Raw genomic sequence first — 24908 nt, forward strand, 5'->3', positions numbered from 1 at the left:
CCTGGGCGACATGCATTTGTCTTTGTGCATCTCGTCATCCCAAAAACCGGGAACCACTTTTGGGAGACATGCATTGGCGGCCATTTTCCGGCAACCGAGTTAGGAAGCGGTGAAGAGCGCGTCATTGAAATGACAATCGGGGAGCGTTAGAGCAAAGCCAAAGGATGTCGCGCCATGAGCAAGCCCCAGAACCCTGTCCAGATGGCCGTGATCGGCGCCGCCCACGGCATCAAGGGCGAATTGCGGGTGAAAACCTTCACCGGTGAGCCGCTGGCGCTGGCCGATTACGGGCCGCTCTACGCCAGGGACGGCCGCGCCTTCCAGATCATCGATATCAGGCCGGCCAACACCGTTGTCGTGGTCCGCTTCAAGGGTGTTGCCGACCGTAACGCCGCCGAGGCGCTCGCCGGCACAGAGCTGTTCGTCGACCGTTCGATGCTGCCCGACGATGGCGAGGAGGACGAATTCTACCATGCCGATCTCGTCGGCCTCGAGGTCCGGGACGAGACCGGTGCTGCCATCGGCAAGGTCGTCGCCGTGCACAATTTCGGTGGTGGCGACATCCTCGATGTGACCTTGAGCGGGCGCAAGGGCGTGCTGATCCCGTTCACGCAGGCCGCCGTGCCTGATGTGTCGATCGCCGAGGGTTTTGTCCGCGTCGACCCGGCGGCGGCCGGACTTGTCGACGACGAGGACGGCGATGGCCCGCGCGAGGAAGACTTCGACCCGAAGGGCAGGCCACGCGGACCGAGCGACGCTGGGGGCAACCGGTGACGTTCAAAGCCTCGGTGCTGACGCTCTATCCCGAGATGTTCCCGGGTGCGCTTGGCCTGTCGCTCGCCGGCCGGGCGCTCGAAGCCGGCACGTGGTCGCTCGAAGCGATCCAGATCCGCGACTTCGCCACCGACCGCCACCGCACGGTTGACGACACGCCGGCTGGCGGCGGCGCCGGCATGGTGATGCGCGCCGACGTGCTGGCCAAGGCGATCGACCATGCGTCGCCGGAAGGCGATGCGCGGCCGCGGCTGCTGATGAGCCCGCGCGGCAAGCCGCTGACGCAGGCGCGCGTGCGGGAACTCGCCGCCGGACCGGGCGCCGTCATCCTGTGTGGCCGCTTCGAAGGCGTCGACCAGCGGGTGATCGACGCGCGGAATCTGGAGGAAGTCTCGATCGGCGATTTCATCCTCTCCGGTGGCGAGCCGGCGGCATTGGTACTGCTCGACGCCGTGGTGCGCCTATTGCCTGGCGTCATGGGCAATGCGGTGTCGGGCGAGGAGGAAAGCTTTGAGAGCGGCTTGCTCGAACACCCGCATTTTACGCGCCCGCAGGAGTTCGAGGGCAGGGCCATCCCCGACGTTCTGATCTCGGGCAATCATAAGAAGATCGCGGCTTGGCGGCGGGCGGAGTCCGAGAAGCTGACGAAGGAGCGGCGGCCGGACTTGCTGGAGAGCGGCAATGATGGCTGAGATTGCCCAAAGCTCAGCGTCGCTCCGGTTCTTCGGCGATGATCTCGATCCGGCTGAACTTACAAAGCTTTTAGGCGGTCAACCGACTTACGCCGTACGGAAAGGCGACCTTCATACGTACCCCCCAAACCAACCACCTCGTGTAGCACTGAAAGGACTTTGGAGGCTGTCGTCAGGAAACGGCAAAGGCGATCAACTCGATGACCAGATCGCAAGCATCCTGAACACACTCACATCGGACCTTGGTATCTGGGCCGATCTTGTGCGGCGGTTCGAGCCGGATATTTTCTGCGGTGTCTGGCTCGATGAGGCAAATCAAGGTCTGTCGTTGATCCCGCAAACGCTGCAAATGCTGGGCGAGCGCGGCATAAAACTTGAACTCGATATTTACCGTCGCCCCAGAGGTCATTCCGATTTTCGGAATCAGGCAGCTCAGCCCTTGGTGAAGTAATAAAAGGCCAGAAAAAGGCCGACGGCGATGACGAAGCCGCGCACCACGTTCTGCGGCACGCGCTTGGCGATCCACACGCCGGCATAGCCGCCGAGCGCACCACCCGGGATCATGACGATTGCCTGCGGCCAAGCGACGACGCCGCCCGAGACGAAGACGACGATCGCGACCGCTGCGATGACCATGGCCAGCATGTTCTTCAGCGCGTTCAGCCGGTGATAGTCGCCCGCTTGCGTCAGGCCGAGTGTCGCCAGCATCATGACGCCCATGCCGGCGCCGAAGAAGCCGCCATAGACGGCGGTGCCGAATTGCGCCAGCGAACCGGCCAGCGACCCCACAGCGGCTTCGTGCCCGAGTTTTGGCGCCGGCTTCAGCCACGGCCCGGCGGCGAACAATGCAGTTGCGCCCAACAGCAGCCACGGCACCAGGACACGAAACGACGGATTGTCGAGCGCAAGCAGGATCAGCGCACCGGCCAGCGCGCCGACCGCCGAGATCAGGCACAGCAGCAGCGCACCGCGCCAGAAATGCCTGATGTCGGCCGAGTAGGCGAGCGTCGAGGTGATGTAGCCGGGAAATTGCGTCACCGAGGAGGTGGCATTGGCGACGATCGGCGGCAGGCCAACCAATGTCATGGCGCCGAAGGTGATGAAGGTGCCGCCGCCGGCGACCGCATTGGCGGCGCCGGACAGAAAGCCCGCGAGGAAAAGCAGGATGGCGTCGAAGATGGACATGGAATGCCGCCGCGGAAAACTGTGCTGCGCCCGACTTAGGAAGCTTGCAGGACGGACGCAACCCGGCACCGGAAGGTTATGATGGTGCCATGGGAGCAAAAAAGACTCGGGGTCAGGCGTGACAAAGCGCTGAAATAGCTGTATGTGCCCGCCCGTACTGGCAAGAAAACTTTGCCGGACCCGTCAACAATGACGGTGTAGTCGCCCCTGCCCAATGTTTTCGAACAAAGGGCATAGCCGAGCGGTCATTGGAACTGCAAGGCGAGTGTCGGACGCTCTGACTGTCGGAAGAACAAGAAGTGGATTTTTAGAGATGGATATTCTCCGTCAGCTCGAGGCCGAACAGGCCGCCAAGATCGAAGCCAAGCGCAAGCTTCCCGAATTCCAGCCCGGCGACACCGTGCGCGTCCAGGTCCGCGTGACCGAAGGCACCCGCACCCGCGTCCAGGCCTATGAGGGCGTCGTCATCGCCCGCGCCGGTTCCGGCTTCCAGGAAAATTTCACCGTCCGCAAGATCTCCTACGGCGAAGGCGTCGAGCGCGTGTTCCCGGTCTACTCGCCGATGGTCGAAGGCGTCGAGATCGTCCGCCGCGGCAAGGTGCGTCGCGCCAAGCTGTACTATCTGCGCGATCGTCGCGGCAAGTCGGCCCGTATCTCGGAAAACACCGGCGTGCGCGCCCGCAAGCTGAACGATGAGGAGCGCGATGCGCTGAACGCCGAGAAGGCCCGCATCGAGGCCGAGAAGGTGGCAGCCGCCGAGGCTTTGGCCGTCGAGAAGGCCGCCCAGGACGCCGCCGAGAAGAAGGCCGCCGCCGAGGCAGCCAAGGCCGCGGAAGCAGCCACCGCCGAATAAGGTCTTCGACAAGTTTCCAAAAAGGCGGCTTCGGCCGCCTTTTTTCGTTTTGAGGTTTCATGGCCTGGCAGAAAATCCGCGGTTGACTCGATTTACATCGTGTACTAAACAATCGTGCACAAGATAAATGGAGAAACTTGATGACCGCATTGTATTCCACTCAAGCTCGGGCCGTCGGCGGCCGCGCCGGCCATGTCCAGAGCGGCGATGGCCTGCTCAGCCTCGACCTTGCCATGCCGAAGGAACTGGGCGGCAAGGGCGGTGCCACCAATCCCGAGCAGCTTTTTGCGGCTGGTTATGCGGCGTGCTTCGAAAGCGCCATGCGCTTCATCGCCGGCAAGCAGAAACTGCCGCTGCAGGATGCCTCGGTGACGGCTTATGTCAGCCTGCATCCCAATGGCCAGGGCGGTTTCCTGCTCGGCGTTTCGCTCGCGGCCGAGACGAAAGGTCTTGATCAGGCGGCGGCGGAAGAGCTTGTATCGGCAGCGCATCAGGTTTGCCCTTATTCCAATGCGATCAAAGGCAACATCGAAGTGGCGATTTCGGCAAAGGCGCTTCCGGCAAAGGCAGCATGACCACCAGAACGACCGCTTCGCCCCTGGACGTCCCGGCGGATTTCGCCGGGATACCGAAGCTTGAGCAGCATCTCTGCTTCGCGCTCTATTCGGCGAGCGGGCTGATGACACGGCTCTACCGGCCGCTGCTCGAGCCGCTCGGCCTTACCTACCCGCAATATCTGACCATGCTGGCACTGTGGGAGCATGCACCGCGCACCGTCGGCGAGCTCGGTGATGCCCTGGGGCTCGATTCGGCAACGCTGACGCCGCTGCTCAAGCGCCTCGAAGCGAACGGCCTGGTGACGCGCCGGCGCGATGCCGCCGACGAACGCCGGGTGCTGGTCGAACCGACACATCGGGGCCAAGCACTGCGGGAAAGCGCCAAGGCAGTGTCGGCCGCGATGCGGTGCCATTCGGTGCTCGATGGCGACGAGCTGAAATCCCTGCATCACAGTTTGACCCGGCTGATCGACGGTCTGCGGGAAGCGGGCGCCAATGCCGCGGACGGTGATTGACAGCGGACCCGCAAGGATCGTCCTGGAATTCCCGGATTGAAGGTACTGTAATCCGCTTTCGCGTGCGCTGACGCAGCGGACCGTCTTGCATGACGCTTGCGGAAAGCTAAAGTCGGCGCCGGATTTTCCTGCAAGCCCGGCCGATGTCCGGGCGCTTTCACTTCCGGGGAGTGTGTCATGACCAAATCGAAACTGCTGCTGGCCGGCCTGCTTGCCCTCATGCTGGCGCCCGTTGCCGCCTTCGCGCAGGCGCTGCCCGATCTCGGCGGCAAGAAGGTGGTGGTGGTGACGGAAAACGCCTATCCGCCGCTGCAGTTCATCGATGCCAAGACGGGAAAACAGATCGGCTGGGAATATGATGCGATGAACGAGATCGCCAAGCGGCTGAACTTCACCGTCGAGTACCAGAACACCTCCTGGGACGCGATGATCCAGGCGGTTTCCGACAACCAGTACAACATCGGCATGACCGGCATCACCATCAAGGACGACCGCAAGCAGAAGGTGGATTTCTCCGACCCCTATATGCGTTCGGAACAGTTCATGCTGGTGCGTGGCGACGAAAGCCGCTTCACCGACGCCAAGACGTTCGGTGCCTTCAAGGACGGGCTGATCGGTGCGCAGGCCGGCACGACGCCGTTCTACACCGCCGTCTACAGCGTGCTCGACGGCAACGAGCAGAACCCGCGCATCAAACTGTTCGAGACCTTCGGCGCGACGGTGCAGGCACTGAAGTCGGGCGACGTCGACGTCGTGTTGACCGACGGCACCGCGGGCAAGGGCTATGTCGACGCTTCCGACGGCAAGCTGAAGCTGATCGGTGGGCCGCTCGGCACCGAGGATTTCGGGTTCATCTTCCCGAAGGGTTCCGATCTGGTGAAGCCGGTCAACGCGGCCATCGCGGCGCTCAAGGCGGATGGGACGTTCGACACGCTCAACAAGAAGTGGTTCCTTGATTACAAGATGGGGCAGTAGTTCGTCTTGGCGCGGGTGTGGGGTGATGCTAGCGCGCTGAAACCTGCACGACCGTCGAGGGATGCCTCGGTGCAATCCTTCTGATGCAGGCCCCTGCCACCTCCAGATCCGACTTCCCCTGGTGGCTTGTCGTGGCCGTGGCCATCGCGATCGCGGTGGCCATCTTCGTCGCGACCAGTAACCTCTACGCCCAGGTTTTCGCCACCGTCGCCAAGGGCATCGGCATCACCATCTTCGTCACCGTGGTCGCCTTCGTGCTGGCGTCCGCCATCGGACTGGGCATTTCGCTGATGGGGCTGTCGGGCTCGCGCTTGCTGCGCCAGGTCGCCCGCTTCTATGTCGAGATCATTCGCGGCGTGCCGATCCTGGTGCTGTTGTTCTGGATCGCATTCGTCGGCGCGCCGGCCTTCGTCGCGGGCTGGAACGCGCTGACCGCGCCGCTGCAGAATGCCGGCCTCGTGGGCGAATTGCTGGTGCGCGACGTGTCGCTGTTGTGGCGCGCCATCATGGCGCTGACCATCGGCTACTCGGCCTTCATCTCGGAGGTTTTTCGCGCCGGCATCCAGGCCGTGGAGAAAGGCCAGATCGAGGCGGCGAAGGCGCTGGGGCTGACGCGGGCGCAACGCTTCCGGCTGATCGTGTTCCCACAGGCCATCCGCACCATCCTGCCGCCGCTCGGCAATGATTTCGTCGCCCTGGTCAAGGATTCCTCGCTGGTCTCGGTGCTCGGCGTCGCCGACATCACGCAGATGGGCAAGGTCTACGCCGCCGGCTCGTTCCGCTTCTTCGAGACCTATTCGATCGTCGCCTATGTCTATCTCATCCTGACCGTCGGCCTGTCGCTCGCCTTGCGGGCGCTGGAACGGCGACTGCGCCGCCAGCAAGAGGAATAGTTTTCGGGCCAAGACGGCGCTACGATCGTTGTCGGTATTCTCGTTGAGGAGGTCATATGATCGTCGACAAAGCCAATGCGGCGCTGGATTCCGTCTATACGGCCGATACGCCGGAAGCGCTCGCCGAGGCCTATGCCGCATGGGCCGCGACCTATGACAGCGAGACCGCGTCGCTCGGTTATTTGCTGCCTTTCCTGATCAACGCCTGGGTGGCGCGCCACGTGCCGGCGGGCGACGGACCCTTGCTCGATGCCGGCTGCGGCACCGGCCTGTCGGGCCCTTCGCTGAAGGCGCTCGGTTACAACGATATCGCCGGGCTGGACCTCTCCGACGACATGCTGAAGATCGCCGGCAGCCGTAATGCTTACAGCGAGCTGAAAAAGGCGATGCTGGGCGGGCCGCTGCCTTGGCCGGATGGCCATTTCCGCGCCTTCTTCTCGACCGGCGTCTTCACCATCAGCCATGCGCCGGCATCGGGCCTGCACGAACTGGTGCGCATCACCCGGAAGGGTGGCCACGCCATCTTCACCGTTCGCGACCAGGTTTTTGCGAGCGGCGGGTTCCAGGCTGTTTTCGACGAACTCGAGCAGGCGAAAAAATGGCGGCCGGTCGAGCAGAGCCCGTGGTTCCGGTGCTACGCGATCGCCGAGCCCGACGCGCTGGTGAAGACTTTTGTCTTCGAGGTTTTGTGAGCGGCGTCCTTACCTTCTCCCACAGGGGAGAAGGGAAAGCGCGCGTGACACCGCCACATTGCCGAAAACCCAAAACATTGATATGAGCCACGCCATGGAAGAGCTTTTTGGCGATCCGGCTTACAAGGGGTTCGTGCTGCAGGACAGAAAACGCCTGCCGTCGCGTTTCTCCGCGCGCGTGTCCGGCGCACTGACCAGCCGACTTACCTAGGCCGACCTGTCCAGGTCGTTTCGCCGGGCCGGGGGTCTGGCATCTCTTTCCCATTCTCTTATCGACGGATTTACGCACATGAGCGCACCGCGCACCCTCTACGACAAGATTTTCGAAGACCACGTCGTCGACCGCCAGGATGACGGCACCTGCCTGCTCTACATCGATCGCCATCTCGTCCATGAAGTGACCAGCCCGCAGGCCTTCGAAGGCCTGCGCCTGAGCGGCCGCAAGGTCCGGCATCCGGAAAGGACGCTGGCCGTGGTCGATCACAATGTCTCGACCTCGCCCGAGCGCAAATTCGGCATCAAGAACGAGGAAAGCCGCATCCAGGTCGAGGCGCTGGCCAAGAACGCCAAGGATTTCGGCGTCGAGTATTATTCCGAGAACGATATCCGACAGGGCATCGTCCATATCATCGGTCCGGAGCAGGGCTTTACCTTGCCCGGCATGACCATCGTCTGCGGTGACAGCCACACCTCGACCCACGGTGCTTTCGGCGCGCTGGCGCACGGCATCGGCACCTCGGAGGTCGAGCATGTGCTGGCGACGCAGACGCTGATCCAGCGCAAGGCCAAGAACATGCTGGTGCGCGTCGACGGCCAGTTGCCTGATGGCGTCACCGCCAAGGACATCATCCTCGCCATCATCGGCGAGATCGGCACCGCCGGCGGCACCGGCTATGTCATCGAATATGCCGGCGAGGCGATCCGTGCGCTGTCGATGGAAGGCCGCATGACGATCTGCAACATGTCGATCGAGGGCGGCGCGCGCGCCGGTCTGATCGCCGCCGACGAGACGACTTTCGCCTATGTCAAGGACAAGCCGCGCGCCCCGAAAGGCGCGGCCTGGGATGCGGCGCTCGAATACTGGAAGACGCTGCAGTCCGACGAGGGCGCGCATTTCGACAAGTTGATCGTGCTCGACGCGGCCAAGCTGCCGCCGATCGTCTCGTGGGGCTCCTCGCCCGAGGATGTCGTGTCGGTGCAAGGTATCGTGCCGAACCCGGACGACATCACCGATGAAAACAAGCGCACCTCCAAGCAGCGCGCGCTCGACTATATGGGGCTGACGCCGGGCACCAAGATCACCGATATATCGCTTGACCGCGTCTTCATCGGCTCCTGCACCAACGGCCGCATCGAGGACCTGCGCGCCGTCGCCAAGGTGGTCGAAGGCAAGACAGTCAGCCCGCATGTCGATGCGATGATCGTGCCGGGCTCCGGCTTGGTCAAGGAACAGGCGGAGGCCGAAGGCCTCGACAAGATCTTCGTCGCCGCCGGTTTTGACTGGCGCGAGCCGGGCTGCTCGATGTGCCTTGCCATGAACGACGACCGGCTGAAGCCGCATGAACGCTGCGCCTCGACCTCGAACCGCAATTTCGAGGGCCGGCAAGGCTTCAAGGGCCGCACCCATCTGGTGTCGCCGGCGATGGCGGCGGCGGCGGCGATCGCTGGCCACTTCGTCGACATCCGCGAGTGGAAATAGCGCACAGCTTCCAGCTGCGAATGCATGCCAGGCCCCGGAGCTTTGCGGCTCCGGGGCCTTTTTTCATCCACCCGAACGCATATTCGATTTTGCTTAACCGCTTGTTTGGGCTTGCGCCCTAAGCTCTTCCCTGACGTAAGCGAGGGGAAGTCACAGTCCTTTGGACACCGGCCTGTTGATAGCGCTGCTCAATCCGACGATCGCGCTGGCGCTCGGCGCGGCCTTCCTCGTGCTTTGGTCATATCAGCGCCACCGCCCTTACCTCGCCGTGCTGGCGACCAGCTACAGTCTCTCGGCGGCCGGCTTCCTGCTGCAGTATTTCACCTTGCCCATCGGCATGCCGCTGACCAAGGTGACGTCGAACATCTGCTTCGCCGTTGCCGCCTGCTGCCTGTCCAGCGCCGTCATCCACCGCTATGGCCGCAAGGTACCCTATGTGGGGATCGGCGTGCTGGCCGGCGGTGGCCTGGCCACGTTGTGCTGGTTCCTGTTCGTCGTGCCGGATCTCACCTGGCGCATCCTGGCGATGAATTTCGCTTTCGGCGGGATCAGTCTTCTGGTCGCCGCCGAACTGCGCCCGGTGCGCCGCAACGGGCCGACCGAAAACATCCTGTTCGTGCTGTCGCTGCTGTCGGGCCTGAACTTCTTCGTGCGCACCCTTGTCGTCGTCATCGCGCACGGACCCTTCACCAGCTATGACGGGTTCTACGGCTCGTCCTACTGGACGACGGCGCTGCTGTCGCACGCACTGCTGTCGCTGCTCATTGCGCTCTGCCTGTTCTCCGCCGCAGCACTCGACGTGCTGAAAGCGCTGAAGACCGAGACCTACACCGACCCGCTTTCGGGCCTTCTCAATCGCCGTGGTTTCGAGGAGCGAGGCATGCTGCTGCTGCGGCACTGCGCCACCGCCCGCTTCCCGGTTGCGCTGGTGCTGGCCGATCTCGATCATTTCAAGGCGCTCAACGACGTGCACGGGCATGCCGCGGGCGATCGCGTGATCGCCGACTTCGCCAGCAAGCTTCGCTTGGCCGCCGGCGCGCGCGGCGTTGCCGGGCGTATCGGCGGCGAGGAGTTTGCCGTGCTGCTGCCACTCAGCGATCTCGCCGCGGCGCGGCTGTTCGCCGAGGCGGTGAGAACGGTCTATTCGGCCGGCCATGTCGACGGGCTTCCTGCCGGCACAAAGGTAACGGCCAGCTTCGGCGTGGCAGCCCGCAGCGGCGACGAGGTCCTGGAGCCGCTGATGCGGCGTGCCGACGACGCGCTATACAAGGCCAAGAAGAATGGCCGTGACAGCGTGCGCCTGTCCTACGAGCGGCCGGAAACGGTGTTCGTGCCGGAACCGCTCAAGGCGGGATGATCATGCCCGGCCGGGCCAGCGTTAACGTCTTCTTCGCCCGTCGATGCTTAGCTGTCGGGGCGGGTGCGGGAAGAACATGAGCGGCGCCAATTTCATCCTGCTGATCAATCTGGCGGTTGCCGGCCTGCTGGCGACATCCTTCCTGGCGGTCGCGTTGCATGAGACCGGCCGCGCCGCGCCACGCTGGCTGGCGTTCGGCTATCTCCTGGGCGTGGTCTATTTCGCAATCGAATTCAGCATCCCCGCTTTCGACAATGCGCGGCCGGTGGTCGTCGCTGCCTTCGCCGTCTTCCTTGGCGCCACCATCGCCTTCAACGGCGGGCTTGCGCACAAATACGGCGTGGCGCCGCCATGGGCGCCAATGCTGTTCTTCCTGCTCGCCACCGCCGTCGCGGTGTATGTCGTGCAGGACCTGCCGCGCCAGTCGCTGCCCCGCATGATGGCCTATCAGCTTCCCTATGCAGTCATGCAGTTCATCGGTCTCGCGATCGTCTGGTCGTCGAGGCAAAGGCGCGCCCGCCTCGATCGCATTTTGATGGCGGTCCTCGCGGCCAGCGGGCTGCAGTTTGCGTCAAAGCCGTTCATCGCGCATGCGCTCGGCGGCTGGGGCGCCAACCCGCAGGCCTATGTGCAAAGCAGCTACGCGCTGGTGTCGCAGTCGCTCGGCACCGTCTTCGGCCTGGCGCTGGCGCTGCTGATGCTGGCCATCCTGGTTCGCGACGTGCTTGCCGAGGTGACGTCGAGGTCGGAGACGGACACGCTGTCGCGCCTGCTCAACCGTGGCGGCTTCACCCGCCACGCGGAACTGGCGGTGCTTGGCGCGATGCGGCAAGGCGTGCCGGTCGCGCTGGTCATCGCCGACCTTGATCACTTCAAGAGCGTCAACGACAGTTTCGGCCATGCGTCGGGCGACCGGGTGATCGAGACTTTCGCCGGCTTCCTGCGCGAGGCCGCCGCCGGTCACCATGTCGCCGGCCGCATCGGCGGCGAGGAGTTCGCCATCATCCTGCCGGGAACCAACCTTGCCGCCGCCCGGCTGTTCGCCGAGGGCACACGCAGCGCTTTCGGTGCGCTGCCCATCGACGGGCTGCCGGCGGACAATCGTTGCACCGCGAGCTTCGGCGTCGCCGAACTTCATCCGAGCGAAGATTTTGCCGAGCTGATGCGGCGCGCGGACCAGGCACTCTATCAGGCGAAGAATGCCGGGCGCGATTGCGTGCGGGTGTCGGCCGGGCCGGCCGGCGAACGAGTGGCTGCGGCCAGCGCTGGTTAGATCCGCATCAGCGGCAGGGGCTGAGTTCGGGCATCTCGCCGTCGGAAAGGCCGTACATATAGCTGCGACCCTTCACGAACACTGGCGGCCGGTAGCAGTCGCTGGAGCCTGATATCTCGTCCGATTCATTCTCGTAGATTACCTTGGGCTGACCGGCGCTGGTGTAGTCGGACAGTTGCTTGGCCAATTTGCCTTCGCCGACCAGGATGCGCTTGTAGCCGGCGGCGCTGTCGATGACGAGATTGCCGAACGAATCGGCGTAGACACGGTCCTGATGACGTGCGCCGGCGAGGGCTGGCGCTGCCAAGCCAACGACGGAAGCCGCCACCATGAGCGCCGCAAAGCGCATTCTTCCCGAGTTCGAACGCATGGCGTCCTCCTTTGTTTAGAGGAAAGCCTCCTCGAATCAGAAATTAACCTTTTCTTAACCTTTGTTAAGAGGCTGGCGCGTTTCGCGGCGAGGTCTCGGCAAACATGGTTAATATCCGACTGGGTGGAAAACCCGGCGGCCATCTTTCGGCCATGCTTGGCCGCACCATTGCGGCCGGCGTTGAGTTCGGCGTCGACCTTGATCTTAGCGATGCATCGCGGCCAGTTTTGCCGCGCGGGAGGGACAGCACATGGCGTTGCGTCGGACGTTTCAGGTGACGCTTGCCCTTTCGCCGCTCATGGTCGCCATGGCCTGCGTGCCGCAGAATAATTCTCCGAAAGCCGCCGTCACCGACGTCTCCGCGCCGCAGCCGCGCACCGCGACCTACACGTGCGCCGATGGCGGCAAGATGACCATCGAGAATCTCGGCACCTCGGTGCGCGTTCTCGGTGCCGACGGAGTCAGCGAAGATCTGCCGGCCTCGCCCGCCAATCAACACAGCCGCTTCGGCCAGGAGCATGACGCGATTGTGATCGATGGCCGCGAGGCGCTGGTCATGAAGGCCGGCTCCACGCCCGTGACCTGCACCCGCTAGCCGAAACGGCAGATGCCATGCGCATGCTGCACTGCAGCGATACCGAGCCGGCTGCAGCCTCCAGCCCCTAATCGATTGAAGCCCAAGCCTGCCTTTAAGTCAGACTAAATTACGTTTTCGAAACGGTTTTCTGGCTTTGACGCGGTGCAAAAAGAGCATTAGAAACCGGCTGTCCGAAGTCGCAACCGAAAGCGGCAATGCCGCATTTCCACCTGAGGCTCCAGGGACGCCGAACTGGGGGAGCCATGAGCAAATCACCAGCCACCCGCGAATTTGCCAGACGTGAACGGCCACTTTCGCCGCACCTGACCGTGTACCGGCCTCCGATCACCATGACGATGTCGATCATTCATCGCATCACCGGTGGCGCGCTTTATTTTGGCACGCTGCTGGTCGCTCTGTGGCTGATGGCGGCGGCGAGCTCGCAGGCGACGTTCGACTGGGTCAACTGGGCCTTCGGCAGCTGGCTCGGCCGGCTCATCCTGTTCGGCTACACCTGGGCGCTGATGCACCACATGCTGGGTGGCGTACGTCATCTGGTATGGGATACCGGCGCCGGCTTGGAGAAGCACACGGCCTCGAAGATCGCCTGGGCGACACTGGCCGGCTCGATCCTGCTCACGCTGCTGATCTGGATTGCCGGCTACATGGCGCGGGGAGCCTGATCATGAGCACTGGAAAGACCGATATGCGCACGCCGCTGGCGAAAGTCCGCGGCCTCGGTTCGGCCCGCGAGGGCACCGGGCATTTCTGGCGCCAGCGCCTCACCGCGATCGCCAACATCCCGCTGACGCTGTTCTTCGTCGGCTTCCTCATCGCGCTCAACGGCGCCGGCTATGCCGACGTGCGGGCAGCGCTCGCCAATCCGTTCGTGGCGCTGGTGCTGGCCCTGGTGCTCATCTCCGGGCTCATCCATATGCGGCTCGGCATGCAGGTGATCATCGAGGATTACGTACATGGCGAAGGCATGAAGCTGGCGCTGATCGCGCTCAATACGTTTTTCACCATAGCGGTTGGCGTCGCCTCGATCTTCGCCCTGCTCAAGCTGGCATTCGGAGGCTGAGTTGGCCAAGGACGCAAAAACCGCCAACACCGGTTCCGCCTACACCTATGTCGACCACAAATTCGATGTGGTCGTCGTCGGCGCTGGGGGCGCGGGCCTGCGGGCCACGCTTGGAATGGCCGAACAGGGTCTGCGCACCGCTTGTATCTCCAAAGTGTTCCCGACCCGCTCGCACACGGTGGCGGCGCAGGGTGGCATTGCCGCGTCGCTGTCCAACATGGGCCCCGATTCCTGGCAGTGGCACATGTACGACACGGTCAAGGGTTCGGACTGGCTGGGCGACGTCGACGCCATGGAATATCTGGTGCGCGAAGCGCCGGCGGCGGTCTACGAGCTCGAACATTACGGCGTGCCGTTCTCGCGCACCGAAGAGGGCAAGATTTACCAGCGGCCGTTCGGCGGCCACATGATGAATTACGGCGACGGTCCGCCGGTGCAGCGCACCTGTGCAGCCGCCGACCGCACCGGCCACGCCATCCTGCACACGCTCTACGGCCAGTCGCTGAAGAACAACGCGCAGTTCTTCATCGAGTATTTCGCGCTCGACCTGATCATGGAGCCAGACGGCACCTGCACCGGCGTCGTCGCCTGGAACCTCGACGACGGCACCATCCACCGCTTCTCGGCCAAGATGGTGGTGCTGGCGACCGGCGGCTACGGCCGTGCCTATTTCTCGGCCACCTCGGCGCACACCTGCACCGGCGATGGCGGCGGCATGGCGGCGCGCGCCGGCTTTCCGCTGCAGGACATGGAGTTCGTGCAGTTCCACCCGACCGGCATCTATGGCGCCGGCTGCCTGATCACCGAAGGCGCGCGCGGCGAGGGCGGCTATCTCGTCAATTCCGAGGGCGAGCGCTTCATGGAACGCTACGCGCCGTCGGCCAAGGACCTTGCCTCGCGCGACGTCGTCTCGCGCTGCATGACGCTGGAAATCCGCGAAGGGCGCGGCGTCGGCAAGAAGAAGGACCACATCTTCCTGCACCTCGACCACCTCGATCCGGCGGTGCTGCATGAGCGGCTGCCGGGCATTTCGGAATCGGCGAAGATCTTTGCCGGCGTCGACCTGACCAAGGAGCCGATCCCGGTGCTGCCGACGGTGCACTACAATATGGGTGGCGTGCCAACCAATTACTGGGGCGAGGTGCTCAACCCGACGCCGAGGAGCCCGGACAAGGTGTCGCCCGGCCTGATGGCTGTCGGCGAAGCCGGCTGCGCCTCGGTGCACGGCGCCAACCGGCTGGGTTCGAACTCGCTGATCGATCTGGTCGTGTTCGGCCGCGCGGCGGCGATCCGGGCCGGCCAGGTCATCGACCGCAAGTCGGCAATCCCGGCACCCAATGAAGCCTCTGTCGAAAAGATCATGGACCGCTTCGACCGTCTGCGCCACGCCAACGGCTCGACGCCGACGGCGGTGCTGCGCGAGAAGATGCAGAAGGCGATGCAGGAAGACGCGGCGGTGTTCCGCACGCAGGAATCGTTGGAAAACGGCTGCAAGCGCATTTCGCAGATCTGGGGTGAGCTCAAGGACGTCAAAGTGTTCGACCGCTCGATGATCTGGAATTCGGATCTGGTCGAGACGCTGGAGCTGGAAAACCTGATGGCCAATGCCATCACCACGGTCTATGGCGCCGAGGCGCGCAAGGAGAGCCGTGGCGCGCATGCGCGCGAAGATTTTTCAGCCCGCGACGACAAGGTCTGGCGCAAGCACACGCTGGCGCGGCTCAGCGAAGACGGCAAGGTGACGCTCTCGTACCGGCCGGTGCACACCGAGCCGCTTTTGGCGGAAAAGGACGGCGGCATCAGCCTCGCCAAGATCGCACCCAAGGCACGGGTGTACTGACGATGGCGATGGCGGCCTTGGGATATTCCGGCACGCCCCTTCCGGCCAAGCTCGGCCTGAAGGACGGCATGACCGCCGCCTTTATCGCACTGCCATCGGAACTCGACGACCTGACCGGCGCCGTGGTCTTTGCCGATGTCGACCGGCTGGCCGATTGGTCCAGTATTTCAGGAACGACCCTGAAATACGACGCCGTTCATGCCTTCACCCGGCAGCGGGTCGAGATCGAGGATCGCCTCGGCGATGTCGAGGCTGCGATCAAGCGCGATGGCATGGTCTGGGTGTCCTGGCCGAAGAAGGCATCGAAAGTGCCGACCGACGTCACCGAGGGCGTCGTTCGCGCCGAGGCGCTGAAGCTCGACCTGGTCGATGTGAAAGTCGCCGCCGTGAATGAAATCTGGTCCGGGCTGAAGCTCGTCATCCGAAAGGACCGCAGGTAATGGTCGAACTGACGCTCCCCAAGAACTCGCAGATCAAGCAGGGCAAGACCTGGCCGAAGCCGGAAGGCGCCACCAATTTGCGCGAATACCGCATCTATCGCTGGTCGCCGGACGATGACGAGAATCCGCGCATCGACACCTATTTCGTCGACATGGACGATTGCGGGCCGATGGTGCTCGACGCGCTGCTCTGGATCAAGAACAAGATCGACCCGACGCTGACCTTGCGCCGCTCCTGCCGCGAGGGCATTTGCGGCTCCTGCGCCATGAACATCGATGGTTCCAACACGCTCGCCTGCACAAAGGGCTGCGACGACATTTCCGGCGCCGTCAAGGTCTACCCGCTGCCGCATATGCAGGTGGTCAAGGATCTGGTACCCGACCTCACCAATTTCTATGCCCAGCACGCCTCGATCCAACCGTGGCTGAAGACGGTGTCTCCGGAGCCGGCCAAGGAATGGTTGCAGAGCCATGAGGACCGTGAAAAGCTGGATGGCCTCTACGAGTGCATCCTGTGCGCCTGCTGTTCGACATCGTGCCCGAGCTACTGGTGGAACGGCGACCGCTATCTCGGCCCGGCCACGCTATTGCAGGCCTATCGCTGGCTGATCGATTCGCGCGACGAGGCCAAGGGCGAGCGGCTCGACAATCTCGAAGACCCGTTCCGGCTCTATCGCTGCCACACCATCATGAACTGTGCGCAGACCTGCCCCAAGGGCCTCAACCCCGCCAAGGCGATCGCCGAGATCAAGAAGATGATGGTGGAGCGGCGGGTTTAGGCATCTGGATGGAGCCGCTGCCTGCTGATTTCTCGCCGGACGCCGTCGCGGCGATTTGTGCTCGTCTCGACTTGGTGCGAACACAACGGGTAAGAATCCTGTTCGCCATTGAAAGCGGCAGTCGCGCTTGGGGGTTCCCGTCTCCCGACAGCGACTATGACTGCCGCTTCGTCTATGTCAGGCGTGTGTCCGACCATCTCGTGCTGGAGCAGGCACGCGACGTGATCGAGTTTCCCATCGAAAGTGAAATCGATGCCGGCGGCTGGGATCTGCGCAAGGCCTTGCTGCTCGCGCTCGGCGGCAACGCGGTCATCGTCGAATGGGCAAAGTCGCCAATCGTCTACGAGGAGGTCGCGGGATTTCGCCGGCGCCTTCTCGACCTGCTGGCCGAAATCGTCGATCCGGCAAAAGTGTCGCGCCACTATCTCGGCCTCGCGCGTTCGCATGTCACGAAGATCGGCAGCTTTTCCGGCGAGGTGAAGCTGAAGAAGCTGTTTTACCTCATTCGCCCGCTGGTGGCCCTGGACTGGATGGAGCAGCACGGCTTTGCCAGCCTGCCTCCGATGAACCTTGGCGAGTGCCTCGGTCAGACCGAAGTGCCCACGCAGGCAAGCGACGAAATCCGCAGCCTGATCGACCGGAAAAGCCAGACGCGAGAGATGGGGTCCGGTCTCATCCCGACCGCAATCGCGCGCTATCTTGAGGCACGCTATGGTCATCACGAAATGAACCTTGCTGGCGTGGTCCGTGATGAGGCCCGTCAGGCGCGGAACCGTGCTCTTGCAACCGAGTTTTACCGCCGGGAGGCTGAACTTCAATGAGCGACGACCTTCCCATTCTCTCCCCCATCGAAGCGCGCGTGCTCGGTTGCTTGATCGAGAAAAAGGAGCTGACGCCGGACGTCTATCCGCTGACGCTCAACGGCGCGCATGCCGCCGCCAACCAGAAGACGGCGCGCGAACCGGTGATGGCGGCCGAGCTTGTCGAGGTCAGGCGGGCGCTGAGCCAGCTGGAGCAGAAGGGCCTGGTCCGGCAGGTCTTCGCTTCGCGCGTCGAGCGCTACGAGCACCTGGTGGCGCAGCGTTTCTCGCTGACCACGGCGCAGATCGCGCTGATCGGCCTGATGCTCCTGCGCGGTGCGCAGACGGCGCATGAATTGCTGGCGCGCGCCGAGCGCATGGCGCGGTTTTCGTCGATCGATGCGCTGCGCACCGACCTCGACCTGCTGATCGGCCGCAGGCCACCGCTGGTCATGCTGATCGAGCGTGGACCCGGCCAGCGCGAGGAGCGTTTTGTGCATCTGCTCAGCGGGACGCCGCAGATCGCGGCCACCGCCGTGCATCACGCCCCATCGGGCGCTTCATCGGCATCCGGCCTCGAAGAGCGCATCAGTGCGCTCGAGGAAGAAGTCGCAAGACTGCGCGCCCGCATCGAGGCGTTGACCGGCGAAGGGAGCTGACAATTATTTGAGACACTGGCGAAGGATCCCGACGCTCGTTCTCCGCCCTTCACAATCTCTGCCTTTCGCCATTGAGGATCGCCACAAATAGAAACGCCGGCCCTGAGGCCGGCGTTTCCTGGTACGAGGTCGTTTTTCGTTCAACCGAGCTTGGCGTCGAGCGACACTTTTATGGCGCCGAGTGCCTTGGAGACCGGGCATTCGGCCTTGGCCTTCTCGGCCAATTCCTTGAATTTCGCCGCATCGATGCCCGGCACCTTACCGACCACCGTGAGGGCGCTGCCGGTGATCCCCGTGCCTGGGACCAGCGTCACCACGGCTTTGGCGTCGAGTTCGGTGGCTGGCGTGCCGTTTTCGGCCAGGAAATGCGAGAACTGCATGGCAAAGCAGCCGGCGTGTGCAGCGGCGATCAGCTCTTCCGGATTGGTGCCGGATTTGCCGCTTTCATCCTCGAAGCGCGCCTTGAACGAATAGGGCGTGCCCTTCAGGGTCCCGCTTTGGCTGTCGAGCGTGCCTTTGCCCTCTTTCAGATTGCCTTTCCAGACGGCGTTTGCGGTGCGGTCCATGAATTCCTCCTTGGTTGTCGTGGCTGGGTGCCGAGGCTTGGCCCGGCGTCCGGTCAACTATAGCGCGAGCGGACGCGAAGGCCACTGCGCTCTTTGTGCCATTGCACGCTGTCGACAGCGATGGCTTCGATTTCTTTGAAAAAAATGCGCGTGCAAAAATGTCGACTTCGATCCGCCTCGCCCGTCCTGCGGGCGGCCACGCAAGTGATGGCCGGATGGAGGATCATATGGATATGTTGTTTTGTGCGCACTGGAAGAAAGACGGCCGCAGATCGGGCGGGCACGAGGCCGACTGGATGCACCAGCCAGCGCCCGCGTTTGGCCGGTTTCTGGCGGCGGTTGCCATCATCGGGGTTGCGGTGTGCATTCTCGACCATGCGGCGGCAGGCAAGAGCCGGGCCGACGTGCCTGTCGCCTCGTCACAGCATGGGAGCTGGAAATGAAATATGTTTGCCTGGTCTATGGTGAGGAAAAGGATCTTCACGCGCTGACCCCGGCAGGGTCGGCCAAGCTCGACGCCGATTCGCTGGCCTATGACCGATTGCTGGAACAAAAAGGCCTGCTGATCGTCGCCCAGGCGTTGCAGTCGGTGACGTCAGCCAAAACCGTGCGCCGGCGCAAGGGCAAGCGGCTGGTCACCGACGGTCCCTTCGCCGAGACCAAGGAACAATTGCTTGGTTTCGTCATGATCGAGGCGGGAAATCTCGAAGAGGCGCTGGACATTGCCGCCGGCATTCCGCTGGCCGAATTCGGCACCATCGAGGTTCGGGCGATCTACGAGATACCGGGGTCATAAAGTCCCGCCACGCATTGCAGCGACCTGGAACCCGGGCGTGCGGTTGAGCGAACGTCCTGGTTCATTCCGTGCGCAACTTTTGCGTGTTGAAGCAAGGCAAGAGTTCTCCTATCGTCGCCGGGATCTTGGGGGATGTCGGCATGCCGTTCTTGATTGCTATCCTTGGCGCGTTGGGTGCGGCGGCGTTCTGGTGGTACCGGATGAAAGCGATGAATGAGGCCGCGCGCGACGTTGCCGATGTCATCGGCCGGGTTCAGGGCTCCGTGCGCCGCAAGAAGCTGCGCAAGCAGGCGGCCTTGTCGCCGCTGACGGCGATCGACGATCCGGTGGTGGCCGCGGCGACGCTGATCACCGCCATCGTGTCCGAGGATGGGCCCGTGCTGCCGCAGCGCGAAGCTGTCATTCGCGCCGTGATTTCGGAAATCGCCGACAAGAAGAAGACCGACGAGGCGGTGATCTACGCCAAATGGGCCGCGTCACAGATCGACGACACCACTGTTGTCATCGACAAGCTAGCGCCGTTCCTGCGTGATCGGCTCGATGTGGCCGAGCGAAACGATCTGCTGCAGATGGTCAACCGCGCCGCACAAGGCGGCGAGAAACGCCTCGAAATTTCCGACCAGCGCATATTGCGGCTGCGGCAGAAGCTGGGTTTCGAAGTGAACTAGCGACAAGGTTTAGATCGCCTCGCCTTTCAACAGTCTTGGCGTGCTGGCGGAAAGCCCGGACGCCTGGCGAATAAAAAACTCCTTCAGGCGCGGCATGCGCTCGACGAGACCGAGACCGATGTCACGGACGGTGCGCAGCGGGCCGATGTCGTTGGAGAACAGCCGGTTCAGGACGTCGGTGGTGACGCCCATCTGCACGGTGTCGAAGCGCCGCCACTGCTGGTAGCGTTCGAGCACGTCGAGCGCACCGATGTCCTGGCCGAGGCGGTCGGCCTCGACGATCACTTCGGCCAAAGCGGCGACATCCTTGAAGCCGAGATTGAGGCCCTGGCCGGCGATCGGGTGGATGCCGTGGGCGGCATCGCCGGCGAGCGCAATGCGCGGCGCGACGAAGGCGCGCGCGATGGTCAGGCCGAGCGGCCAGGCGCGCGGCTTGTCGGCGACGCGGATTTCGCCAAGCTTCAGGCTGAAGCGCTGTTCGAGTTCGTGTTCGAAGACGAGATCGTCACCGGCAACCAGCTTCTCGGCATCGGGCGTGCGCTCGACCCAGACGATCGACGAGCGGTTGGTGCCGTCCTCGCCGGGTTTCAGCGGCAGCGTGGCGAACGGGCCGGCGGGGAGGAAATGCTCCTCGGCGCGGCCATTGTGCGGGCGTTCATGCGCCACGGTGCAGACGATGCCGGACTGGCCATATTCCCACTTCACCGTCTTGATGCCGGCCATGTCGCGCAGCTTCGAGTTGACGCCGTCGGCGGCAACCAGCAGCCGGGCCTTCAGCGTCGCACCGTCGGCAAGATGCACGGTGATGCCGGCGCCATTGGTCTCGAAACCCTGCACGGCGACGCCTTCGATAATGTCGATGCCGAGCTTTTCGGCGCTGGCCCGCAAGGCGCCGTTCAGCGCCCGGTTGGCGACCATATGCGCAAAGGGCTCGCCCGGCGCGACCTCGCCGTCGAAGGTCAGGAAGACCGGACGCACCGGGTCGGAGGTCCGCGAATCGGTGATGATCATCTCGGTGATCGCCTGTGCCTGCGGCGCGATCTCGGCCCACACGCCGAGCTGGTCGAGCATGCGGCAGGCGGCGGCTGCAATGGCCGATGCGCGGCCATCCCTTTGCCAGACGCCAGCGGGCGCGGCATCGACGAGAGCCACGGCGAGGCCCGGACGCGCCTGCTTCAGCGAGACGGCCGCGGCAAGGCCGACATAGCCGGCGCCGGCGACCAGAACATCGAGCCCGGACCTGGTTTTCGCGTCCGCCTTGCGTTCCATCTTCTTCGCTCCTTGCGCTCAGACCAGGTGGTGCGCCCTTGACTGCCTGTCCGTCCTGTCGGAAACCGCCATAACACTTCTGCGGCGAGGGCGCGAAATATGACGGCAGCCATGGACGAGCTTCTCGGCATTCTCGACCTCGAGAAGCTGGAACACAATCTGTATCGTGGTCGCAGCCCGTTGCTCGACTGGCAGCGCGTCTTCGGCGGCCAGACCATCGCCCAGGCGCTGGTGGCGGCGCAGCGAACCGTCGATCCCGATCGCCACGTGCATTCGCTGCACGGCTATTTCATGCGCCCCGGCGACACCAAGGTGCCGATCGTCTACGAGGTCGACCGCATCCGCGACGGCGGCTCCTTCACCACGCGCCGCGTGGTGGCGATCCAGCACGGCCAGGCGATCTTTTCGCTGGAAGCTTCGTTCCAGCAGGACGAGGTCGGTCTCGAACATCAGGTGCCGATGCCGCAGGACGTACCGGCGCCGGACACATTGCTGTCGCAGCGCGAATTGCTGGGCAAGTTCGGCGAAGCGGTGCCCGAAGGCATCAAGCGCTACTGGGAGCGCGACCGGCCGATCGAGATGAAGCCGGTGATGCTGAAGCACTACACCAGCCGCGAAAAGCTGGAGCCGAAGCAGAACATCTGGATCCGCACGACCGGTCCGGTGCCGGCGGATCGTGCCACCCAGGCGGCGGTGCTCGCCTATCTTTCCGACATGACGCTGCTCGACACGTCGACCTTCGCGCATGGCCGCGCCATCTTCGATCGCGATATCCAGGCGGCGAGCCTCGATCACGCCATGTGGTTCCATCGCAGCCATCCGCTCGACGACTGGATGCTCTACACGCAAGACAGCCCGTCGACACAAGGGTCGCGCGGCTTTACGCGCGGCTCGCTGTTTGCCCGCGACGGCACGCTGATCGCCTCGGTTGCGCAGGAAGGGCTGATCCGGCTCAAGCGATCGCCTGCATAGTAGGCAATTTGAGAAAATTGCCTAATTTTTAAGCAGCCGCTTTGCCGGCGTTGCGTGCACGTCGCCGAGATGGTCGCTTCAATTCCTTTGTTTACAACAGGTTAACACCCTGCTTCGGCAATTGGCACGGAGCTTGAATCCTCGTGGGCACTCTCCGGCTCTTTGGGATCGGTGAAGTCGTGCAAACGCGGGGGACCGCAACAGCAAAGGGTGAAACCTTATGAAAATCGTGATGGCAATCATCAAGCCGTTCAAGCTCGACGAGGTACGCGAAGCGCTTACTGCCGTCGGCATCCAGGGCCTGACCGTCACCGAAGTCAAAGGCTACGGGCGTCAGAAAGGGCATACGGAAATCTATCGCGGAGCGGAATACGCGGTCAGCTTCCTGCCGAAGATCAAGATCGAAGTCGCTGTCAGTGCGGACCTGGTCGACAAGGCCGTCGAGGCCATCACCGCGGCCGCCAAGACCGGTCAGATCGGCGACGGCAAGATCTTCGTTTTCGGCATCGACCAGGCGGTGCGCATCCGCACCGGCGAAACAGACACCGACGCGCTCTGAGCGGCGAACACGTATTCCAATGGAGAGTTCAATGAATATTCCTTCCACCTTGAAGAAGACGGGACGCGCCGCCCTTTTGGGTTCGCTCGCTCTCGCAGCATTGGGCACGGTCGCCGCCTTCGCGCAGGAAGCGGCTCCGGCCGCGGCGGCGGCTGCACCGGCTGCTGCCCCCACCCCGGTGCTCGACACCGGCAACACCGCCTGGATGCTGACCTCGACGGCCCTCGTGCTGATGATGACCATCCCGGGTCTGGCGCTGTTCTACGGCGGCATGGTGCGCAAGAAGAACGTGCTCGCCACCATCATGCAGAGCTTTGCCATCACCTGCCTGGTAACGGTGTTGTGGTTCATGTTCGGCTATTCGCTGGCGTTTTCCGACGGCGGCGGCATGAATGCCTATCTCGGCGGCACCTCGAAATTCTTCCATCACGGCATCACCACCTCCTCGCTGTGGCTGCCGGGCGTCGCGAACATTCCTGAATTCGTCTTCTCGATGTTCCAGATGACCTTCGCCATCATCACCCCGGCGCTGATTGCCGGCGCCTTCGCCGAACGTTTCAAATTCTCGGCGCTGCTGATCTTCATGGCGCTGTGGCTGCTCGTCGTCTACGTGCCGATCGCGCATTGGGTCTGGGGTGGCGGATTCCTCGGCACGGCCGGCGTGCTCGACTTCGCCGGCGGTACGGTCGTCCATATCAACGCCGGTGTCGCCGGCCTCGTCTGCGCGCTGGTTCTCGGCAAGCGTGAGGGCTACGGCACCACCAACATGGCGCCGCACAACCTCGTTTACTCGGTGATCGGCGCTTCGCTGCTGTGGGTCGGCTGGTTCGGCTTCAACGCCGGTTCGGAACTCGCGGCCGACGGCCTTGCTGGCGCCGCCATGCTCAACACCCAGGTTGCCACCGCGGCTGCGGCGCTGGCCTGGATGTTCGCCGAATGGATCGTCGCCAAGAAGCCCTCCGTGCTCGGCATCATCTCGGGCGCCGTCGCCGGCCTGGTTGCGGTGACGCCGGCCTCGGGTTTCGTCAACCCGACCGGCGCCTTCATCGTCGGCATCGTTGCCGGCGTCGTCTGCTACCTCTCGGCGGTCAAGGTCAAGCACATGTTCGGCTATGACGACTCGCTCGACGCCTTTGGCGTGCACGGCGTCGGCGGCATCATCGGCGCCCTGCTCACCGGCGTGCTGGCCGATCCGGCGATCAACAGCCTGTCGTCGGGTGCTTCGCTCGGCAAGCAGATCTATGGCGTCGCCGTCACCATCGTGTGGACGGCCATCGCCACCTTCGTGATCCTCTACATCGTCAAGGCGCTGGTCGGCCTGCGTCCGACGACCCAGGAAGAGGTCGAAGGCCTCGACATCTCCCAGCATGGCGAAGTGGTGCCGTAGGGCCAGCTTAGCCAACGGGGCCGGCGGAACCCTCCTCCCGCCGGCCCCCTTGTTTCGCAGTTTCCAACGGAAAGCCGCTGCACGTTTTCCTGGAATTGCTTTGAAAAGATCCCGTCGTGACGCTCCCGAAAGGAGTTCACGCATTGAGGCCCGGATCACGTCCGGGCCTCTTTTTTTTGGTCGCGAAGCCGCGCTGGGAAAGACGTTTCTATCCGCCGGCGCCGTCGTCCATCATGGTGTTTGTCAGCGCCTCATAGGCCCTGCTGCATGTCAGCGAATGAGGGCAATTCCTGACAATCAGCACAGGCGCCACCGTCAGGACCGCCGCGATCAGAATCTGCAGGCCGAGACCCGGCACCGCAAACCCCTTACCGAAAACACCCCTGTACAGAAAATACAGGCCTTGCATCAGGCAGGCCGTGGCGAGGATGTGCAGGAGCGGGCCGGTCGCCCTGGCAAAGGGCGTCACATAGCCATCCGGGAAGCCCACCATGCCGAGGTCGACAAACCAGTGAAGGGCGAGCAGGAGACTGAGCCCTGCCCAGGCCAGAACCGCCACGCGAAGGATGACAGATTGCATGCCCCTACCCAAATTGGTGGCCCTGCGGCTCGGGTCGCTTTCGTCGGGCAGCAAGCGGCTCAACCGGCGGTAACGAGGTTTGATCATCTCAACCTCTTAT

Annotated in this window: 31 protein-coding genes; 26 read left to right on the forward strand and 5 right to left on the reverse strand. The window is 63.6% G+C overall.

Annotated elements, in window-relative coordinates; translation table 11 throughout:
- Positions 1-174: 174 nt before the first annotated feature.
- The 3 genes from rimM to AC1RZR_RS06280 are packed head-to-tail and all read left to right on the forward strand — an operon-like array spanning position 175 to position 1917.
- Complete coding sequence (rimM, locus tag AC1RZR_RS06270; protein ID WP_481827984.1) at positions 175-774, forward strand: ribosome maturation factor RimM; 600 nt, start codon at positions 175-177, stop codon at positions 772-774.
- Positions 771-1466, forward strand: coding sequence for a tRNA (guanosine(37)-N1)-methyltransferase TrmD (trmD, locus tag AC1RZR_RS06275; protein ID WP_481827985.1), 696 nt, complete (start codon positions 771-773; stop codon positions 1464-1466). Before rimM ends, trmD begins: the two co-directional genes overlap by 4 nt.
- Positions 1456-1917 (forward strand): DUF4279 domain-containing protein, encoded by a 462-nt coding sequence (locus AC1RZR_RS06280; RefSeq protein ID WP_481827986.1) that lies wholly within the window; start codon positions 1456-1458, stop codon positions 1915-1917. Before trmD ends, AC1RZR_RS06280 begins: the two co-directional genes overlap by 11 nt.
- Here the strand turns inward: AC1RZR_RS06280 and AC1RZR_RS06285 are convergent.
- Entirely contained in the window at positions 1899-2651 is a 753-nt protein-coding gene (locus tag AC1RZR_RS06285) for a sulfite exporter TauE/SafE family protein (RefSeq protein ID WP_481827987.1), read from the reverse strand. The two genes, AC1RZR_RS06280 and AC1RZR_RS06285, sit on opposite strands and share 19 nt — an antisense overlap.
- Positions 2652-2964: 313 nt before the next feature.
- On the opposite strand from AC1RZR_RS06285, the gene rplS reads away from it, so the two are divergent.
- The 9 genes from rplS (at position 2965) to AC1RZR_RS06330 (ending at position 11465) form a co-directional block, all read left to right on the forward strand.
- Positions 2965-3504, forward strand: a complete 540-nt coding sequence (rplS, locus tag AC1RZR_RS06290) for a 50S ribosomal protein L19 (protein WP_379094559.1) — start codon at positions 2965-2967, stop codon at positions 3502-3504.
- Positions 3505-3644: 140 nt separating this feature from the next.
- Positions 3645-4079, forward strand: coding sequence for an organic hydroperoxide resistance protein (locus AC1RZR_RS06295; RefSeq protein ID WP_481827988.1), 435 nt, complete (start codon positions 3645-3647; stop codon positions 4077-4079).
- Positions 4076-4576 carry a MarR family winged helix-turn-helix transcriptional regulator gene (locus AC1RZR_RS06300; RefSeq protein WP_477268906.1) on the forward strand — a complete coding sequence of 167 codons (501 nt, stop codon included), beginning with the start codon at positions 4076-4078 and terminating at the stop codon, positions 4574-4576. The genes AC1RZR_RS06295 and AC1RZR_RS06300 overlap by 4 nt, the downstream gene beginning before the upstream one ends.
- Positions 4577-4753: 177 nt before the next feature.
- Positions 4754-5551: a transporter substrate-binding domain-containing protein gene (locus AC1RZR_RS06305; RefSeq protein ID WP_379094564.1), complete on the forward strand. Its 798-nt coding sequence runs from the start codon at positions 4754-4756 to the stop codon at positions 5549-5551.
- Between the two features lie 83 nt (positions 5552-5634).
- Positions 5635-6444, forward strand: a complete 810-nt coding sequence (locus tag AC1RZR_RS06310; RefSeq protein WP_481827989.1) for an amino acid ABC transporter permease — start codon at positions 5635-5637, stop codon at positions 6442-6444.
- A gap of 56 nt (positions 6445-6500) precedes the next feature.
- Positions 6501-7136 carry a class I SAM-dependent DNA methyltransferase gene (locus tag AC1RZR_RS06315; RefSeq protein WP_481827990.1) on the forward strand — a complete coding sequence of 212 codons (636 nt, stop codon included), beginning with the start codon at positions 6501-6503 and terminating at the stop codon, positions 7134-7136.
- A 289-nt stretch (positions 7137-7425) separates the two neighbouring features.
- Entirely contained in the window at positions 7426-8835 is a 1410-nt protein-coding gene (gene leuC / locus AC1RZR_RS06320) for a 3-isopropylmalate dehydratase large subunit (protein ID WP_481827991.1), read from the forward strand.
- Positions 8836-8995: 160 nt separating this feature from the next.
- A complete protein-coding gene (locus AC1RZR_RS06325; RefSeq protein ID WP_481827992.1) occupies positions 8996-10192 on the forward strand; it encodes a GGDEF domain-containing protein in 1197 nt (398 codons plus the stop codon).
- Between the two features lie 76 nt (positions 10193-10268).
- Positions 10269-11465, forward strand: coding sequence for a GGDEF domain-containing protein (locus AC1RZR_RS06330; protein ID WP_481827993.1), 1197 nt, complete (start codon positions 10269-10271; stop codon positions 11463-11465).
- Positions 11466-11472: 7 nt separating this feature from the next.
- Here the strand turns inward: AC1RZR_RS06330 and AC1RZR_RS06335 are convergent, their stop codons facing one another.
- Positions 11473-11835 (reverse strand): hypothetical protein, encoded by a 363-nt coding sequence (locus AC1RZR_RS06335; protein ID WP_481827994.1) that lies wholly within the window; start codon positions 11833-11835, stop codon positions 11473-11475.
- A 250-nt stretch (positions 11836-12085) separates the two neighbouring features.
- Here AC1RZR_RS06335 and AC1RZR_RS06340 point away from each other — a divergent pair, with 250 nt between their 5' ends.
- The 8 genes from AC1RZR_RS06340 (at position 12086) to AC1RZR_RS06375 (ending at position 18011) form a co-directional block, all read left to right on the forward strand.
- Entirely contained in the window at positions 12086-12430 is a 345-nt protein-coding gene (locus AC1RZR_RS06340) for a hypothetical protein (protein ID WP_481827995.1), read from the forward strand.
- Between the two features lie 245 nt (positions 12431-12675).
- Positions 12676-13095, forward strand: a complete 420-nt coding sequence (gene sdhC, locus AC1RZR_RS06345; protein WP_477268914.1) for a succinate dehydrogenase, cytochrome b556 subunit — start codon at positions 12676-12678, stop codon at positions 13093-13095.
- 2 nt (positions 13096-13097) lie between these two features.
- Entirely contained in the window at positions 13098-13493 is a 396-nt protein-coding gene (sdhD, locus tag AC1RZR_RS06350) for a succinate dehydrogenase, hydrophobic membrane anchor protein (RefSeq protein WP_379023756.1), read from the forward strand.
- Between the two features lies 1 nt (position 13494).
- Entirely contained in the window at positions 13495-15333 is a 1839-nt protein-coding gene (gene sdhA, locus AC1RZR_RS06355; RefSeq protein ID WP_481827996.1) for a succinate dehydrogenase flavoprotein subunit, read from the forward strand.
- Between the two features lie 2 nt (positions 15334-15335).
- Positions 15336-15773 carry a DUF3052 domain-containing protein gene (locus AC1RZR_RS06360; protein WP_481827997.1) on the forward strand — a complete coding sequence of 146 codons (438 nt, stop codon included), beginning with the start codon at positions 15336-15338 and terminating at the stop codon, positions 15771-15773.
- The gene (locus AC1RZR_RS06365) at positions 15773-16552 is read left to right on the forward strand and encodes a succinate dehydrogenase iron-sulfur subunit (protein WP_111548527.1); all 780 of its coding nucleotides are present in this window, start codon (positions 15773-15775) and stop codon (positions 16550-16552) included. The genes AC1RZR_RS06360 and AC1RZR_RS06365 overlap by 1 nt, the downstream gene beginning before the upstream one ends.
- An 8-nt stretch (positions 16553-16560) precedes the next feature.
- Positions 16561-17373, forward strand: a complete 813-nt coding sequence (locus AC1RZR_RS06370; RefSeq protein WP_481827998.1) for a nucleotidyltransferase domain-containing protein — start codon at positions 16561-16563, stop codon at positions 17371-17373.
- Positions 17370-18011 carry a YceH family protein gene (locus AC1RZR_RS06375; protein ID WP_481827999.1) on the forward strand — a complete coding sequence of 214 codons (642 nt, stop codon included), beginning with the start codon at positions 17370-17372 and terminating at the stop codon, positions 18009-18011. The genes AC1RZR_RS06370 and AC1RZR_RS06375 overlap by 4 nt, the downstream gene beginning before the upstream one ends.
- A 140-nt stretch (positions 18012-18151) precedes the next feature.
- On the opposite strand, the gene AC1RZR_RS06380 is transcribed toward AC1RZR_RS06375, so the two are convergent.
- On the reverse strand, positions 18152-18577 hold the full coding sequence (locus tag AC1RZR_RS06380; protein ID WP_481828000.1) for an OsmC family protein: 426 nt from the start codon (positions 18575-18577) through the stop codon (positions 18152-18154).
- A gap of 101 nt (positions 18578-18678) precedes the next feature.
- On the opposite strand from AC1RZR_RS06380, the gene AC1RZR_RS06385 reads away from it, so the two are divergent.
- The 3 genes from AC1RZR_RS06385 (at position 18679) to AC1RZR_RS06395 (ending at position 20041) form a co-directional block, all read left to right on the forward strand.
- A complete protein-coding gene (locus tag AC1RZR_RS06385; protein ID WP_477268920.1) occupies positions 18679-19020 on the forward strand; it encodes a hypothetical protein in 342 nt (113 codons plus the stop codon).
- Positions 19017-19373, forward strand: a complete 357-nt coding sequence (locus AC1RZR_RS06390) for a YciI family protein (protein WP_477268921.1) — start codon at positions 19017-19019, stop codon at positions 19371-19373. Before AC1RZR_RS06385 ends, AC1RZR_RS06390 begins: the two co-directional genes overlap by 4 nt.
- 140 nt (positions 19374-19513) lie before the next feature.
- On the forward strand, positions 19514-20041 hold the full coding sequence (locus AC1RZR_RS06395; RefSeq protein ID WP_379094594.1) for a hypothetical protein: 528 nt from the start codon (positions 19514-19516) through the stop codon (positions 20039-20041).
- Positions 20042-20050: 9 nt separating this feature from the next.
- Here the strand turns inward: AC1RZR_RS06395 and AC1RZR_RS06400 are convergent, their stop codons facing one another.
- A complete protein-coding gene (locus AC1RZR_RS06400; RefSeq protein ID WP_481828001.1) occupies positions 20051-21310 on the reverse strand; it encodes a ubiquinone biosynthesis hydroxylase in 1260 nt (419 codons plus the stop codon).
- A 99-nt stretch (positions 21311-21409) separates the two neighbouring features.
- On the opposite strand from AC1RZR_RS06400, the gene tesB reads away from it, so the two are divergent.
- From tesB to AC1RZR_RS06415, 3 genes are all read left to right on the forward strand, one after another.
- The gene (gene tesB, locus AC1RZR_RS06405) at positions 21410-22282 is read left to right on the forward strand and encodes an acyl-CoA thioesterase II (RefSeq protein ID WP_477268923.1); all 873 of its coding nucleotides are present in this window, start codon (positions 21410-21412) and stop codon (positions 22280-22282) included.
- Between the two features lie 220 nt (positions 22283-22502).
- On the forward strand, positions 22503-22841 hold the full coding sequence (locus AC1RZR_RS06410) for a P-II family nitrogen regulator (RefSeq protein WP_379094600.1): 339 nt from the start codon (positions 22503-22505) through the stop codon (positions 22839-22841).
- A gap of 31 nt (positions 22842-22872) precedes the next feature.
- Positions 22873-24228 (forward strand): ammonium transporter, encoded by a 1356-nt coding sequence (locus AC1RZR_RS06415; RefSeq protein ID WP_379094602.1) that lies wholly within the window; start codon positions 22873-22875, stop codon positions 24226-24228.
- Positions 24229-24436: 208 nt separating this feature from the next.
- Here the strand turns inward: AC1RZR_RS06415 and AC1RZR_RS06420 are convergent, their stop codons facing one another.
- A complete protein-coding gene (locus AC1RZR_RS06420) occupies positions 24437-24808 on the reverse strand; it encodes a hypothetical protein (RefSeq protein WP_481828002.1) in 372 nt (123 codons plus the stop codon).
- Positions 24809-24908: the final 100 nt, after the last annotated feature.

Source organism: Mesorhizobium bavaricum, from assembly GCF_056781655.1.

Excerpts from the sequence above, each read along its gene's own strand:
- rimM (WP_481827984.1), top strand. The coding sequence starts at position 175 with ATGAGCAAGCCCCAGAACCCTGTCCAGATGGCCGTGATCGGCGCCGCC.
- AC1RZR_RS06280 (WP_481827986.1), top strand. The coding sequence starts at position 1,456 with ATGATGGCTGAGATTGCCCAAAGCTCAGCGTCGCTCCGGTTCTTCGGC.
- AC1RZR_RS06285 (WP_481827987.1), bottom strand. The coding sequence starts at position 2,651 with ATGTCCATCTTCGACGCCATCCTGCTTTTCCTCGCGGGCTTTCTGTCC.
- rplS (WP_379094559.1), top strand. The coding sequence starts at position 2,965 with ATGGATATTCTCCGTCAGCTCGAGGCCGAACAGGCCGCCAAGATCGAA.
- AC1RZR_RS06295 (WP_481827988.1), top strand. The coding sequence starts at position 3,645 with ATGACCGCATTGTATTCCACTCAAGCTCGGGCCGTCGGCGGCCGCGCC.
- AC1RZR_RS06300 (WP_477268906.1), top strand. The coding sequence starts at position 4,076 with ATGACCACCAGAACGACCGCTTCGCCCCTGGACGTCCCGGCGGATTTC.
- AC1RZR_RS06305 (WP_379094564.1), top strand. The coding sequence starts at position 4,754 with ATGACCAAATCGAAACTGCTGCTGGCCGGCCTGCTTGCCCTCATGCTG.
- AC1RZR_RS06310 (WP_481827989.1), top strand. The coding sequence starts at position 5,635 with ATGCAGGCCCCTGCCACCTCCAGATCCGACTTCCCCTGGTGGCTTGTC.
- AC1RZR_RS06315 (WP_481827990.1), top strand. The coding sequence starts at position 6,501 with ATGATCGTCGACAAAGCCAATGCGGCGCTGGATTCCGTCTATACGGCC.
- leuC (WP_481827991.1), top strand. The coding sequence starts at position 7,426 with ATGAGCGCACCGCGCACCCTCTACGACAAGATTTTCGAAGACCACGTC.
- AC1RZR_RS06330 (WP_481827993.1), top strand. The coding sequence starts at position 10,269 with ATGAGCGGCGCCAATTTCATCCTGCTGATCAATCTGGCGGTTGCCGGC.
- AC1RZR_RS06335 (WP_481827994.1), bottom strand. The coding sequence starts at position 11,835 with ATGCGTTCGAACTCGGGAAGAATGCGCTTTGCGGCGCTCATGGTGGCG.
- AC1RZR_RS06340 (WP_481827995.1), top strand. The coding sequence starts at position 12,086 with ATGGCGTTGCGTCGGACGTTTCAGGTGACGCTTGCCCTTTCGCCGCTC.
- sdhC (WP_477268914.1), top strand. The coding sequence starts at position 12,676 with ATGAGCAAATCACCAGCCACCCGCGAATTTGCCAGACGTGAACGGCCA.
- sdhD (WP_379023756.1), top strand. The coding sequence starts at position 13,098 with ATGAGCACTGGAAAGACCGATATGCGCACGCCGCTGGCGAAAGTCCGC.
- AC1RZR_RS06360 (WP_481827997.1), top strand. The coding sequence starts at position 15,336 with ATGGCGATGGCGGCCTTGGGATATTCCGGCACGCCCCTTCCGGCCAAG.
- AC1RZR_RS06365 (WP_111548527.1), top strand. The coding sequence starts at position 15,773 with ATGGTCGAACTGACGCTCCCCAAGAACTCGCAGATCAAGCAGGGCAAG.
- AC1RZR_RS06370 (WP_481827998.1), top strand. The coding sequence starts at position 16,561 with ATGGAGCCGCTGCCTGCTGATTTCTCGCCGGACGCCGTCGCGGCGATT.
- AC1RZR_RS06375 (WP_481827999.1), top strand. The coding sequence starts at position 17,370 with ATGAGCGACGACCTTCCCATTCTCTCCCCCATCGAAGCGCGCGTGCTC.
- AC1RZR_RS06380 (WP_481828000.1), bottom strand. The coding sequence starts at position 18,577 with ATGGACCGCACCGCAAACGCCGTCTGGAAAGGCAATCTGAAAGAGGGC.
- AC1RZR_RS06390 (WP_477268921.1), top strand. The coding sequence starts at position 19,017 with ATGAAATATGTTTGCCTGGTCTATGGTGAGGAAAAGGATCTTCACGCG.
- AC1RZR_RS06395 (WP_379094594.1), top strand. The coding sequence starts at position 19,514 with ATGCCGTTCTTGATTGCTATCCTTGGCGCGTTGGGTGCGGCGGCGTTC.
- AC1RZR_RS06400 (WP_481828001.1), bottom strand. The coding sequence starts at position 21,310 with ATGGAACGCAAGGCGGACGCGAAAACCAGGTCCGGGCTCGATGTTCTG.
- tesB (WP_477268923.1), top strand. The coding sequence starts at position 21,410 with ATGACGGCAGCCATGGACGAGCTTCTCGGCATTCTCGACCTCGAGAAG.
- AC1RZR_RS06410 (WP_379094600.1), top strand. The coding sequence starts at position 22,503 with ATGAAAATCGTGATGGCAATCATCAAGCCGTTCAAGCTCGACGAGGTA.
- AC1RZR_RS06415 (WP_379094602.1), top strand. The coding sequence starts at position 22,873 with ATGAATATTCCTTCCACCTTGAAGAAGACGGGACGCGCCGCCCTTTTG.
- AC1RZR_RS06420 (WP_481828002.1), bottom strand. The coding sequence starts at position 24,808 with ATGCAATCTGTCATCCTTCGCGTGGCGGTTCTGGCCTGGGCAGGGCTC.